Genomic DNA, 13,874 nt, shown 5'->3' with positions numbered 1-13,874 from the left:
TCGTAAGAATCATCGGGATAGATAAGGATGTTCTGACATTATCGTGATCGAAACATCATTTTCGGTATTAAGATGCAGAAAAAGTGAAACGTTGTTTTGAATGCAATTGAAAAGCCAAATCTCAGCGGATACTATGTGCTCATCAAGAAAACGGAACGTCGTTTCGTTAATCATCTTTGCCCTTGGGCACGATCATTTCTGGAGGTCAACGTGGACATCAGACAAAGCATCCACAGTGCGCATGCTAAGGCGCTGGATACGCAGGGACTGCGTAATGAGTTTTTGGTGGAACAGGTATTTGAAGCCGACAAGTACACCATGGTCTACAGCCACATCGACCGCATCATTGTGGGCGGGATTATGCCCGTGGCGAAAACCGTCTCCGTGGGTGGAGAAGTGGGTAAACAGCTGGGCGTGAGCTATTTCCTTGAGCGTCGTGAACTGGGCGTGATCAACATCGGCGGGCCGGGCACCGTTACCGTCGACGGCCAGTGCTATGAGATTGGCCATCGCGACGCGCTGTACGTCGGAAAAGGGGCGAAAGAGGTGGTCTTTGCCAGCATTGACGGCGGTAAGCCAGCGAAGTTCTACTACAACTGCGCCCCGGCGCATACCACCTACCCAACCAAAAAAGTGACGCCAGCGGACGTCGCGCCGGTCACGCTGGGCGATAACCTCACCAGCAACCGCCGCACCATCAACAAATACTTCGTTCCGGACGTGCTGGAAACCTGCCAGCTCAGCATGGGGCTGACCGAGCTCGCGCCGGGCAACCTGTGGAACACCATGCCGTGCCATACCCACGAGCGCCGCATGGAAGTCTATTTCTACTTCAACATGGATGAAGACGCCTGCGTATTCCACATGATGGGACAGCCTCAGGAAACCCGCCATATCGTGATGCACAACGAGCAGGCGGTAATTTCGCCAAGCTGGTCCATTCACTCAGGCGTGGGGACGAAAGCCTATACCTTCATCTGGGGAATGGTCGGTGAAAACCAGGTCTTTGATGACATGGACCATGTCGCTGTTAAGGATCTGCGCTAGTCGCAGGCAGTGAAGCATAAACCTGCCTGTTGGTGACAGGCGCTGAACGATTAAGGAACAAACATGATTCTGGATGCATTTTCTCTGCAGGGTAAAGTGGCTGTGGTTTCCGGTTGTGACACCGGGCTGGGTCAGGGTATGGCGCTAGGTCTGGCGGAAGCGGGCTGCGACATTGTCGGTATCAACATTGTTGAGCCTACCGAAACCATCGAGCGCGTCACCGCGCTGGGCCGCCGATTCCTGAGCCTGACCGCCGACCTGCGAAAAATCGACGCGATCCCTGAACTGCTGGATCGCGCGGTGGCGGAATTCGGTCATATCGATATCCTGGTGAACAACGCGGGTCTGATCCGTCGTGAAGACGCGATCAACTTCAGCGAGCGCGACTGGGACGACGTCATGAACCTGAACATTAAGAGCGTGTTCTTTATGTCTCAGGCAGCGGCGAAGCACTTTATCGCCCAGGGCAAAGGCGGCAAGATCATCAACATTGCCTCTATGCTCTCCTTCCAGGGCGGTATCCGCGTGCCGTCTTATACCGCGTCGAAAAGTGCGGTGATGGGCGTTACCCGTCTGCTGGCCAACGAGTGGGCGCAGCATAACATCAACGTTAACGCGATTGCGCCAGGCTACATGGCTACCAATAACACCCAGCAGCTGCGTGCGGATGAAGAGCGCAGCGCGGCAATCCTGGAGCGTATCCCTGCGGGACGTTGGGGTCTGCCGAGCGATCTGATGGGGCCGATTGTGTTCCTGGCATCCCCGGCTTCTGACTATATCAACGGCTACACCGTGGCCGTTGACGGCGGCTGGCTGGCGCGTTAATTCCGCCTGCATGACGAACCTCTGCCCCCGGGTGGAGGTTTTTTTTGGCTAAAAATTGCCATTATCCATATGGCATAAGATGAAAAATCCATACTGAAAATTCATAAATGATGCGCATCACAGTTTTATTGCTTAAATATTAGGTGATTAATAAAAAACGGTGCTATTTCAGCATTAGTTGAAATTGTAATGTCCATCACAGAACGCTATGCCATAGCGAAATAATCCATATCTTCACGAATTCCCGCCTGACACTTTTCTTCACTATCTCGTAATTTCACTTAACGAATTTTGCTGTTGAGGCAGGAAAAATATGACATCTATAAATGACTCTACCCTGATGCCCGCCGCGTTGCGCGATACCCGACGCATGAATCAGTTCGTCTCTATTGCGGCAGCCGTGGCCGGTTTGCTGTTTGGTCTGGATATCGGCGTCATTGCCGGGGCCCTACCGTTTATTACCGATCACTTTACGCTGAGTAACCGCCTGCAGGAGTGGGTGGTGAGCAGCATGATGCTCGGCGCGGCTATCGGGGCGCTGTTTAACGGCTGGCTCTCGTTCCGCCTCGGGCGCAAATACAGTCTGATGGTCGGGGCGATCCTGTTCGTCGCGGGGTCGATTGGCTCGGCGTTTGCCACGAACGTGGAGGTGCTGCTGCTCTCCCGCGTGCTGCTGGGCGTGGCGGTGGGGATTGCGTCTTATACCGCGCCGCTGTACCTCTCCGAAATGGCGAGCGAGAACGTGCGCGGGAAGATGATCAGCATGTACCAGCTGATGGTGACGCTCGGCATCGTGCTGGCGTTCCTGTCCGATACGTACTTCAGCTACAGCGGCAACTGGCGCGCGATGCTGGGCGTACTGGCGCTGCCTGCGCTGCTGCTGATCGTGCTGGTGATTTTCCTGCCGAACAGCCCGCGCTGGCTGGCGCAAAAAGGGCGTCACGTGGAGGCCGAAGAGGTGCTGCGTATGCTGCGCGACACCTCGGAAAAAGCGCGTGAAGAGCTGAATGAAATTCGCGAAAGCCTGAAGCTGAAGCAAGGCGGCTGGGCTCTGTTTAAGGTCAATCGCAACGTGCGTCGTGCGGTGTTCCTCGGCATGCTGCTCCAGGCGATGCAGCAGTTCACCGGGATGAACATCATCATGTATTACGCGCCGCGCATTTTCAAAATGGCCGGGTTCACGACCACCGAACAGCAGATGATTGCCACGCTGGTGGTGGGGCTGACCTTTATGTTCGCGACCTTTATTGCGGTATTCACCGTGGATAAAGCCGGACGTAAACCGGCGCTGAAGATTGGCTTTAGCGTTATGGCCCTCGGTACGCTGATCCTCGGCTACTGCCTGATGCAGTTTGATAACGGCACGGCCTCAAGCGGGCTGTCCTGGCTCTCCGTCGGCATGACCATGATGTGCATCGCCGGTTATGCGATGAGCGCCGCACCAGTGGTGTGGATCCTGTGCTCTGAAATTCAGCCGCTGAAGTGCCGTGACTTTGGTATCACCTGTTCCACCACCACCAACTGGGTGTCAAACATGATCATCGGCGCGACCTTCCTGACGCTGCTGGATGCGATTGGCGCAGCGGGAACCTTCTGGCTCTATACGGTGCTGAACGTGGCGTTTATCGGTGTCACCTTCTGGCTGATCCCTGAAACCAAAGGCGTGACGCTGGAGCATATTGAACGCAAGCTGATGGCGGGGGAGAAATTGCGGAACATCGGCATCTAATTATAGCGACTCTCGGGGGAGCCACGGGCTGGCGACCCGAACCGTCTCACGATGGCTGTCACCGTTGATAATATGCAGGGCGCTCAGGCGCCCGATTTCATAATGAGGTAACTGCACCGTTGAGAGGGGCGGTAAGAACAAATCGCCAATCCCCACCATGTTATCGTACCCCACCACGGCCACATCCTGCGGAATGCGCAACCCATGTCCCAGCAGCGTTTGATAAACCATAAACGCAATGCGGTCGTTGCCGCAAATCACGGAGTCGAACAGCGGCGTTTGCTGCTGAATATGCGCCAGAACGCGTGCCGGAATATCGCGATAGTGCTCATCGCCATATTCCATATAGCAGTGAACCAGGGTATTTGGGTCGATTCCCGCTTCCCGACAGGCGCGCTCCAGTCCCTGGCGACGGCGAAGGGTAGCCAGATGGTTAGCTGGCAGATGCAGGCAAAGGGGGCGGCGGTAGCCCGCAGCCAGCAGAGCCTGAACCGCAGAGAACTGGCCCTGCTCGTCATCGGGTATGTAGCTGGCCACCGGATCGTGCAAACTTTCGCAGTTTGCCAGCACGCAGGGAAGGGTTAGCAGCTTGGACGGGAGCGGCACCTTGCGCAGCCCCATGGTTGTGTAGATGATCCCGTCCGGGCGATGAGAGAGCAGAAGGTCTACCATGGTCTCCGGGCTATCGTCGGTAAACATGTTAACCACAAAGCTGTTCCAGCCGTGCGCCCGCGCGGTTTCTTCAATCGACAGCGTGATGTCTACCGAAAAGGGCGTGGTCACCGTATCCAGCGCCAGCACCCCGATGGTGTTCGGCATGGCGTGAGCCCCGCGAATTTTTTTCGCTGACAGGTCGGGCACGTAATGGGTCTGTTCAATAGCGGCCTGAACCCGGGCCAGCGTCTCCGGTTTTAGCCTTTCCGGGCTGTTTAGCGCGCGGGATACCGTCATCAGTGACACATTGGCCAGCTTTGCCACATCCTTAAGCGATGCCATGTTGATTACTCCGCCCTTGCTAAGCTGCTGATGTAAAAGATCGTTCGATATTCTATCTTACGCGTGGCGCGCGCGCAGGTCAGAAATAGTTGATCGCGATCGCACTCCATTAATGTTAACGTTAACTTTTGTGATTAACATCATGAATCTCAGCAAAATGACATGAGTTAACCCATTTGTTAACGTTACCATTTTCGACATTCCTCCACGATGAGAATGTCATGATGAAGAAACATCACTCTCACAGCTATCCGTTACTCAGTGCGTTACTGTTTTTCTTTTTTGTCTGCTGGTCCTCCTCCGGATCGCTGCTCTCTATCTGGCTGCACCAGGAGGTAGGGCTCAAGCCGGGGGATACCGGCGTTATCTACGCGGTGCTCTCCGTCTCCGCGCTGTTTGCACAGGTCTGCTACGGTTTTATTCAGGACAAGCTCGGCCTGCGTAAAAATCTACTCTGGTACATCACCGTACTGCTGATCCTCTCTGGCCCGGCCTTTTTACTGTTTGGCTATCTGCTGAAGATTAACGTGTTGCTTGGCAGCATTTTCGGTGGGATTTACATCGGCTTGACCTTTAACGGCGGTATCGGTGTTTTAGAGTCCTATACCGAGCGTGTGGCACGACAGAGCCAGTTTGAATTTGGCAAGGCGCGGATGTGGGGCTCGCTGGGCTGGGCAGTCGCGACGTTCTTTGCCGGTTTACTCTTCAACATCAACCCAAAACTCAACTTTGCGGTGGCCAGTTGCTCAGGGCTGGTATTTTTCATTTTGCTGGCGCGGCTGCGGGTTTTCTCCGCCTCGCAGGCGATGGAAGAAGCGGTGGCGGGCGGTAAGGTGACGCTGGAAGATGCGCTGCGCCTGCTCACCCTACCGCGCTTTTGGGCGCTCGTGTTCTTCGTGATCGGCACCTGCATTTACGGCGTTTACGACCAGCAGTTTCCGGTTTACTTCTCTTCTCAGTTCCCGACCCTCCAGGAAGGGAACGCCATGTATGGCTATCTGAACTCATTCCAGGTTTTCCTTGAGGCGGCTGGCATGTTTTGCGCGCCATGGCTGGTTAACCGCATCGGCGCGAAAAACGGCCTCATCTTCGCCGGAATGGTGATGGCGAGCCGCATGGTCGCCTCCGGGCTGGTGGAAGGCCCGCTGCTTATCTCTATCACCAAGCTGCTGCACGCGCTAGAGTTGCCGGTTCTGCTGGTGGCCATCTTCAAATACAACAGCCTTAACTTCGATAAACGACTTTCATCCACGCTGTATCTGGTGGGCTTTGCGTGCACCAGTTCGGTCATCGCCACGGTACTTTCGCCGCTGGCAGGCTATAGCTACGAGAAGTACGGCTTCGCCCAGTCCTATCTGATTATGGGGCTGCTGGTGTTTAGTACCACCTTTATCTCCATTTTCTTGCTGCGCTCCTCGCGGTCGTCCTCAGACCCGCTGGTCTCGCAACCCTCCGCTATCTGAATCAAAAAGAGTGAAGACTATGATGTACACCATTTCTAACGCAGAACAGGAACTCCAGGCTAAACGCGAGGCGCTGAACCTGCGCTGGTATCCGCGCTACCACCTGGCCGCTCGTGCGGGCTGGATGAATGACCCGAATGGGCTGGTTTGGTTCGATGGCTGGTACCACGCGTTTTACCAGCATCACCCGTATTCAACCGAATGGGGACCAATGCACTGGGGGCATGCACGCAGTAAAGATCTGGTGCACTGGGAACATTTGCCGGTGGCGCTGGCCCCGGAAGGCCCAGAGGACAAAGACGGTTGCTTCTCCGGTTCGGCGGTGGTCGATGGCGATACGCTGGCGCTGATTTACACCGGGCATAAATTTCATGGCGATCCCAGTGATGAGGCCAACCTTTATCAGGTCCAGTGCCTGGCGACCAGTCGCGACGGTATGCGCTTTGAACGTCAGGGTATTGTGGTGGACACACCGGCAGGGATACATCATTTCCGCGATCCGAAAGTGTGGCGTGAAGGGGATGACTGGTACATGATCGTTGGCGCTCGCGACGGTGATACCGGGCAGGTGCGGCTATATCGATCGGCCGATCTCCGCCAGTGGCAGGACGCGGGTGTGCTTGATGAAGCGGAAAAAGAGATGGGCTATATGTGGGAGTGCCCGGATTTTTTCACCCTCAACGGCAAGCGCGTTCTGATGTTCTCTCCCCAGGGACTGGAGGCAAACGGCTACCAGAACCGCAATCTTTTTCAGAGCGGGTATCTGCTCGGCGAATGGCAGCCAGGGCAGGCGTTTGCCCGCGAGGGCGACTTTGTTGAAATGGATCACGGTCACGACTTTTATGCGCCGCAAAGTTTCCTGACGCCAGATGGCCGACGCATTGTCATTGGCTGGCTGGACATGTGGGAATCGCCATTGCCGGAGCAACGGGACGGGTGGGCGGGCATGCTTTCACTGCCGCGCGAGCTGAGTCTGAGTGCGGATAACCGCCTGCAAATGCGTCCAGCCAAAGAGGTCGAGGGGATGCGCGGTGCCTGGTTCCCGTGGCCGATCGCCACCGTTAAAAACCAGCAAAGCGTTATGATGGAAAACGGCGAGGCGCTGGAGGTTATCCTTCACTGGGACTGCGCAAACAGCAGTGCAGAACAGTATGGACTCCGTTTCGGTAATGGCCTGCGCGTGTATGTTGATGCGCAGATGCAGCGACTGGTGCTGGAGCGTCATTATCCGCAGTATGGACTGTGCGGCGTGCGCAGCGTGCCATTAACCGCCGGGAAGGCGCTGACGCTACGGCTGTTCTTCGATAGTTCGTCAGTGGAGGTTTTTGTTAACGACGGTGAGGCTTGCCTGAGCAGCCGTATTTATCCGGATGCCGACCATCGGGATTTAGCGTTATTCGCCTGGAGCGGTTTGGCCGTTTTAACCGAGGCTGGTGCCTGGCAACTTGAGTAATCTCTAATACCGCTGTGCCTTTCTGGATCGCGGAAAGGCACAGTTTGCCGCCCTGCTAAGCGCAGGACGGGCAGGGAGGAGACTATTACCGCATCGCGCGTTTCAAAATACGCTCTGCCTGACGCTGGAAATCAGCCGCTGTCTCTTCCACGGTTTTCTGACCGTAATCGATATACTGCAGCGACGTCCCGAACTGAGCCACAATCTGCGGGTCGTCAAAGTAAGGCGACACGGTAAGCTTCGCTGGCAGCGACTGCGCCAGGCGCAGGCCCGCAACGGACGGGTCGTTCTCCTTGATGGTGCCGTCTTCGGTCAGGAACTGCACCGCTGCTTTGCTCAGCGGAACGCCGCGCTCCAGACCCAGCGTATCCACTCCCTCTTTGCTGTTCAGCAGGAAGTTAATCAGCTTCGCCGCCGCTTCCGGGTTTTTGGTGGATTTACCAATCGACAGCATCTGCGCCGGTTTGAAGAACAGTCCCGCATCGGTGGCACCCGGCAGCATAGGGTAGCTGCCCAGTTCCAGCTTCGCCGGTGGCTTCAGGTTGTCGGAATACTTGTTGATGGTCGAGTTCCACATGTAAGTGCCGCCCCATTCGCCCTGGATCCACGGCTTCATCTCATACATGTTGCTCTTACCAAACGACGCGTAGTATTTGGTATCCGGCATCACGTGGCTATCCACCAGCTTTTTGTAGGTCTGGAAGAACTCCACCCACTGCTCTTTGGAGTAGCTGAATTTTTTGGTTTTCTCGTCCACCGCAGGGATGTTGTACTTCTGGATCATGTACGAGTTCAGCAGCGCCAGCGTGTCCTGATGCTCCAGCACGACAGGGTAGTACTGCTTGCCGAGCTTGCTCTCGAACGTCTTGCCCGCCGCCATCAGCTCGTCCCAGGTTTTCGGGTATTCAACGCCTGCTTTTTTCCAGGTCTCGTCGTTGAAGTAGAACACGCGCGCGGTCACGGAAATCGGAATGCCATTCAGCTTGCCGTTAACGGTGGTGGACTGCAGCTCTTTCGGATCGAACTGCGTTAAGTCGATGACGTCCTTCATCTTATTCAGATCGTAAAAGCCGTCGCCGGTTTTGGAGAAGATCGGCAGCCAGTTCCAGTTGGTCTGCATCACGTCCGGCTCGGTACCGCCCGCAATCTGGGTGGTCAGACGGGAGAGGTGACCGTCCCAGCCGGTGTATTCAGCCTTCACGTTGATGTCCGGGTTCTGCTTGTGGAACGCCTCCAGGGCTTTCAGGGTGACCTGGTGACGACCGTTGCCGCCCCACCAGGACATACGTAAATCAACATCTTGCGCCATCGATGGCAAAGCGGTAAGGCCCAGAGTCGCGGAGATTGCTGCGCTTAAAAGCACTTTTTTCATTTTTATCACTCCATCAGAGAGAGAGGTTCTGTTCAGTTTTTGCGTCAAAAATATGACACTTGTTCATATCAAACGTGAAATACACCTTACGGTGAAGTCCCTTATCAATCATTGGCTTAGCTTCATCGGAAGGAATTCGGGCGGTCAGTTCGTAGTCCGCGACTTTCAGATATACAAAGAATTCGTGGCCCATGTTCTCGACGCGCACCATCTCGCCGCTGCAGCCGCCGTCATGGAACGGCTCGTCAGAGAGGGACACGAACTCCGGGCGCACGCCGTAGAAGACCTCCTGACCGGCGTAAGCGGAAACCTTCTCCTGCTTTTCCGCGTTCAGCGGCATGGTTTCATTGCCGATGGCGATGTGCAGCTTCCCTGCTTTTTCCACCAGCAGGCTTTTACGAATGTTCATTTCAGGCGCGCCGATAAAGCCCGCCACGAACATGTTCTTCGGCTTGTGGTAGAGGTTATCCGGCGTATCCACCTGCATGATATGGCCGAGCTTCATCACGCAGATGCGGTCGCCCATGGTCATGGCTTCGGTCTGGTCGTGGGTGACGTAGACGGTGGTGGCCGGTTTGCCGGAGGCTTTCAGCTGCTTGTGCAGGTCAGAAATACGAATTCGCATCGAAGCGCGCAGTTTGGCATCGAGGTTGGACAAAGGTTCGTCAAACAGGAACACGTCCGGCTTTTTCACAATCGCGCGACCTACCGCCACGCGCTGCGCCTGGCCGCCGGAAAGCTGGCGCGGCAGGCGGTCGAGCAGCTCTTCCAGCTCCAGGATTTTCGCGGCTTCGTTCACCTGAGACTCAATCTGATCTTTCGGCAGCTTGCTCAGCTTCAGGCCGAAGGCCAGGTTCTCGCGCACCGTCATGTGCGGATAGAGCGCGTAGTTCTGGAACACCATCGCAATCCCGCGCTCCTTTGGCGCGAGGTTGTTCACAATCTTATTGCCAATACGCACTTCGCCGCCGCTGATGGTTTCCAGTCCGGCCAGCATGCGCAGGGTAGTGGATTTGGCGCAGCCGGACGGCCCGACAATCACCATAAACTCCCCTTCGGAGATGGAAAGGTCGATAGCATGTACCGCTTTGAAGCCGTTGGAGTAGACCTTTTCCAGTTTGTTGAAGATTACTTCAGCCATGATATTTCCCTCTTAACCTTTAATTCCGCTGCTGGTGACGCCCTGTACGAAGTAGCGCTGTGCCAGGAAGAAGACAATGATGGATGGCAGAATGGAGATGCTCGCCATTGCCAGAATTTCGTTCCACGGCGCACCTTCGGTGACGTCGATGGACATTTTCAGCGCCAGTGCAATCGGGTATTTATCCACGCTGTAGACGTAAATCAGCGGCCCAATAAAGTCGTTCATCGACCACATGAACTGGAACAGGGCGACGGAGATAATGGCCGGTTTCAGGATTGGTACCACCACGTACCACAGCACCTGGAAGGAGTTACAGCCGTCAATTTGCGCCGCTTCCTCCATGTCACGCGGCACGCCGCGCAGGAACTGGATCAGCATAAAGACGAAGAACCCCTGCGTGGCGAAGGCCAGCGGCAGGTACAGCGGCATATAGCTGTTAAGCATGCCCATTTCACGGAACATCAGGTACTGCGGGATCAGCAGCACGGTGCTGGGCAGCAGCATGGTGGTGATGAGCGTGGCGAACCAGAATTTCTTCCACGGGATCTCGAAGCGGGCAAAACCGTACGCCACGATGGTGGACGAGATAATGGTCAGGATCACTTTCGGGATCACATACTTAAAGGTGTTGAGCATGTAATGGCCGAAGTTGTATTCGGTCCCGGTTTTCCAGCCGTTCACAAAGCCGTCCCAGGTGGCATGGGCAGGCCACAGGCTCAGGGTGGTGAAAATCTCGTGGTTCGGTTTGAACGAGGCCGAGAACATCCACACCAGCGGGTAGAGCATCAGCAGGCCGACAATCAGCAGGATCGCGTAGCGAATGCTGGCGTTGATTTTCTCTCTGCGCAGCGTACGGGCGACTTCGCGCTCTGCAACGCTTCTTGCCGTGGAGAGTTCCTGAATATCAGCCATTTTTGCCTCCTTTATCGGCGGAGTAGAACACCCAGTATTTCGACGACTTAAAGGCGATACCGGCAAAGACGGCCACCACCAGGAACAGGATCCACGCCAGCGCCGCCCCGTAGCCCATATCGAAGTATTTGAACGCGGTGTCGTAGATGTAGAGCGAGAACAGGTAGGTCGAGTAGGTTGGTCCGCCGCCGGTAATCACGTACGGTCCGGTAAATTCCTGGAACGCCTGGGTGGTCTGCATGATGAAGTTGAAGAAGATCACCGGCGTAATCAGCGGCACCGTCACTTTTGTGAACATTTGCCATTTGGATGCACCGTCGATCATCGCCGCTTCATATTGCGACTGCGGAACGTTTTGCAGCGCTGCCAGGAAGATGACCATCGCAGAGCCGAACTGCCAGACGCGCAGCAGGGTAACGGACATCAGCGCCAGCGACGGCTCGCCGAGCCAGTTCACCGGGTCGAAACCAAACACGCCGATAAAGCTGTTCAGCAGACCATCAATGGCAAATAGCGCGCGCCACAGAACGGCAATAGCCACGGAGCTGCCGAGGATGGACGGAATATAGTAGGCCGTACGGAAGAAGCCGATGCCGCGTAATTTAAAGTTCAGAACAAACGCAATCCCTAATGCGAACGCGAGCTTTAACGGGATGGTTAAAAATACGTAAGCAAAGGTCACGCCCATGGATGTCCAGAAGAGCGTGTCTTCGGTAAACATGTAGCGATAGTTCTCAATGCCGTTAAACACCGGCGGACTCATTAAATCGTAATCCGTAAAACTGAGGAAAAACGATGAAACAAAGGGGAAGGCGGTAAAGAGTATCAACCCGATGATGTAGGGAGATATCCACGCTAACCCCAGCAGCTTGTTTTCATTCATACATACCTACCTGGCGATCAATGGTTAAAACGGAATCTGGTTTGTTACAACTTTCTCGCGCTTGCCCTGCTCAGCATGAGAGGAAATATGTCATGTGATGTGTTGGTCGTTGCTTTTTACATTATGTTTTATAAGGCTTTTATTGGCGTTGCCTTAATGCATCATGGTTAAGTTTCAAAACTTACGAACCGGTGTTCTTGAATACTAAAACAACGTTTTATTTTATATTATTGCTATTTATTTCTGCGTCATTCGCTTAATGATGGAAATGTGATCGGCGTCGAAACGCTGTTTCAATAAGGTGATGAGGGTGGCATTTTTGCGCTATTTCACACAATCGCACCCGACAGTCAGGAAAGGAGGGGGAAGAAACCGAATGATTAATAAGAACAATACCGCTTAGAAACTTCCTACTAAATCTGATAGTCGGTCTACAGATAGATCAATCTGGCGTTCAGATTATTCTTACTTTCTTGTATCATCCGACCACTGCAACCAATCAGGCAGAAATTTACTGCACTCCAAAAAGAAGAACGGTTATGTCAGCGATGGATTTCAAGAAAAACACGGACCTCGATTTTCCCCGTTACGCCACTCCGGCGGTAAGCACCAAAGAGATAGATCTTCTCGGATTGTTAGACGTACTTTTGGCGGCCAAAAAACGTATTGTTACGATCGTCCTGGCGTTTGCCGTGGTAGGGGTGGCTATTGCGTTTTTAATCCCGCAAAAATGGACCAGTAAAGCCGTGATCACACCGGCCGAGCAGACGCAGTGGAACACGCTGCGCCAGATGATGGTGACGCTGCAGGTGCTGGATGTCGACGCGAAGGTGAGCCATGGAGACGTGTTTAACCTGTTCATCAAAAAGTTTCAGTCGCAGTCGCTGCTCGAAGAGTACATGAAAACCTCCCCGTACGTGATGTCTCAGCTGGAAGGCACCGAGGTAGACCCGCTGGAGCTGCATCGCGCGGTGGTGAATATTGCTGAAAAAATGAAAGCGGTAGATAACACGCAGGCAAAAGACGCAGACAAAGCGCCGTATACCTCATGGACGCTGAGCTTTACCGCCCCGACGGCGGGAGACGCGCAGACGGTTCTGGAAGGTTACATCAACTATATTTCCCGCATTGTTGAGCAGGAGACGATGGAAAATATCCGTAACCAGATCACGCTGAAAACGAAAGTCGTTCAGCAGCAGCTGGAGCTGGATCGCGTGCGTCTGACCAATATCCACAACACCAACCTGCAGCGCCTCAACTATTCGCTGGAAGTGGCGAACGCGGCAGGCATTAAGAAACCGGTTTATAGCAACGGACAGGCGGTAAAAGACGATCCTGACTACTCCGTGGCGCTGGGTGCTGACGGTATTGCGCAAAAGCTGCAGATTGAAAAGAATCTGAAGGACGTGGCCGAGCTGAACGCGGATTTCCAGAACCGGGAATTCTATCTGGCTCAGCTGCAAAAACTGTCCGTGGAAGACGTGAAGCTTGAGCCCTTCAGGTATCAGCTTTCACCGTCACTGCCGGTGAAAAAAGACGGTCCGGGCAAAGCCCTGATTGTGCTGCTGGCAGGGATTCTGGGCGGCCTGTTTGCCTGCGGCAGCGTGCTGCTGCGTGAGGCAATGCTCTCGCGCAATCCGCTGCCAGAACCGATAACGGCTGTAACGCCAGCAACAGAGTAACGACGATATAAAAAAGGCGCTGATTCAGCGCCTTTTTTTATTTCAGGAAATCGTCGCGCACCGGCGTAAAGGTATCCAGAAGGGTGCCGGGCTTCAGGCAAACGCAGCCGTGCATCACGTGCGGCGCTTTATAGAGCGTATCGCCCGCCGTCACGATCTGCTTTTCTTCACCTATCGTAAACTCGAACTCCCCGGAGAGCACATAGGTAAGCTGTTCATGCGGGTGATTGTGCATCGGGCCAATCGCACCCTGCTCAAAATTGACCTCCACCGCCATCATCTTTCCATCGTGCGCCAGAATACGCCGCGTCACGCCATTGCCCAGATCCTCAAGCGTGGTCTCTTTGTGGAAAATAAACATCTCTCCG

Annotated in this window: 12 protein-coding genes; 6 read left to right on the top strand and 6 right to left on the bottom strand. The window is 54.6% G+C overall.

The window, feature by feature from the left end; genetic code table 11:
• Nucleotides 1-210 precede the first annotated feature (210 nt).
• From kduI to ACOQH0_RS18450, 3 genes are all read left to right on the top strand, one after another.
• Entirely contained in the window at nt 211-1,047 is an 837-nt protein-coding gene (gene kduI, locus ACOQH0_RS18460) for a 5-dehydro-4-deoxy-D-glucuronate isomerase (protein ID WP_089600936.1), read from the top strand.
• A gap of 63 nt (nt 1,048-1,110) precedes the next feature.
• Nucleotides 1,111-1,872, top strand: coding sequence for a 2-dehydro-3-deoxy-D-gluconate 5-dehydrogenase KduD (kduD, locus tag ACOQH0_RS18455; protein WP_042717044.1), 762 nt, complete (start codon nt 1,111-1,113; stop codon nt 1,870-1,872).
• Nucleotides 1,873-2,185: 313 nt separating this feature from the next.
• The gene (locus ACOQH0_RS18450; RefSeq protein WP_010435187.1) at nt 2,186-3,601 is read left to right on the top strand and encodes a sugar porter family MFS transporter; all 1,416 of its coding nucleotides are present in this window, start codon (nt 2,186-2,188) and stop codon (nt 3,599-3,601) included.
• Here the strand turns inward: ACOQH0_RS18450 and ACOQH0_RS18445 are convergent, their stop codons facing one another.
• Complete coding sequence (locus ACOQH0_RS18445) at nt 3,602-4,597, bottom strand: LacI family DNA-binding transcriptional regulator (protein ID WP_010435186.1); 996 nt, start codon at nt 4,595-4,597, stop codon at nt 3,602-3,604.
• Between the two features lie 221 nt (nt 4,598-4,818).
• On the opposite strand from ACOQH0_RS18445, the gene ACOQH0_RS18440 reads away from it, so the two are divergent.
• Together ACOQH0_RS18440 and ACOQH0_RS18435 are read left to right on the top strand one after the other, a co-directional pair.
• Nucleotides 4,819-6,060, top strand: a complete 1,242-nt coding sequence (locus tag ACOQH0_RS18440) for an MFS transporter (RefSeq protein WP_214594584.1) — start codon at nt 4,819-4,821, stop codon at nt 6,058-6,060.
• A gap of 19 nt (nt 6,061-6,079) precedes the next feature.
• Nucleotides 6,080-7,513, top strand: a complete 1,434-nt coding sequence (locus ACOQH0_RS18435; protein ID WP_421510956.1) for a glycoside hydrolase family 32 protein — start codon at nt 6,080-6,082, stop codon at nt 7,511-7,513.
• 85 nt (nt 7,514-7,598) lie between these two features.
• On the opposite strand, the gene ACOQH0_RS18430 is transcribed toward ACOQH0_RS18435, so the two are convergent.
• The 4 genes from ACOQH0_RS18430 to ACOQH0_RS18415 are packed head-to-tail and all read right to left on the bottom strand — an operon-like array spanning nt 7,599 to nt 11,824.
• A complete protein-coding gene (locus ACOQH0_RS18430; RefSeq protein WP_010435180.1) occupies nt 7,599-8,885 on the bottom strand; it encodes an ABC transporter substrate-binding protein in 1,287 nt (428 codons plus the stop codon).
• A gap of 13 nt (nt 8,886-8,898) precedes the next feature.
• Nucleotides 8,899-10,026, bottom strand: coding sequence for an ABC transporter ATP-binding protein (locus tag ACOQH0_RS18425; RefSeq protein WP_421510955.1), 1,128 nt, complete (start codon nt 10,024-10,026; stop codon nt 8,899-8,901).
• A gap of 12 nt (nt 10,027-10,038) precedes the next feature.
• Entirely contained in the window at nt 10,039-10,941 is a 903-nt protein-coding gene (locus tag ACOQH0_RS18420) for a carbohydrate ABC transporter permease (protein WP_089601124.1), read from the bottom strand.
• Complete coding sequence (locus ACOQH0_RS18415) at nt 10,934-11,824, bottom strand: carbohydrate ABC transporter permease (protein WP_010435175.1); 891 nt, start codon at nt 11,822-11,824, stop codon at nt 10,934-10,936. Before ACOQH0_RS18415 ends, ACOQH0_RS18420 begins: the two co-directional genes overlap by 8 nt.
• 539 nt (nt 11,825-12,363) lie before the next feature.
• Here ACOQH0_RS18415 and wzz(fepE) point away from each other — a divergent pair.
• On the top strand, nt 12,364-13,506 hold the full coding sequence (gene wzz(fepE) / locus ACOQH0_RS18410) for an LPS O-antigen length regulator Wzz(fepE) (RefSeq protein WP_421510954.1): 1,143 nt from the start codon (nt 12,364-12,366) through the stop codon (nt 13,504-13,506).
• A 37-nt stretch (nt 13,507-13,543) separates the two neighbouring features.
• Here the strand turns inward: wzz(fepE) and ACOQH0_RS18405 are convergent, their stop codons facing one another.
• The gene (locus tag ACOQH0_RS18405; RefSeq protein WP_042715918.1) at nt 13,544-13,867 is read right to left on the bottom strand and encodes a cupin domain-containing protein; all 324 of its coding nucleotides are present in this window, start codon (nt 13,865-13,867) and stop codon (nt 13,544-13,546) included.
• Nucleotides 13,868-13,874 lie beyond the last annotated feature (7 nt).

This window comes from Enterobacter sp. JS8-1 (assembly GCF_049187015.1).
In the GTDB taxonomy this organism is placed as follows: Bacteria; Pseudomonadota; Gammaproteobacteria; order Enterobacterales; family Enterobacteriaceae; genus Enterobacter; species Enterobacter mori.
This window is presented reverse-complemented; position numbering and strand designations above follow the sequence as displayed.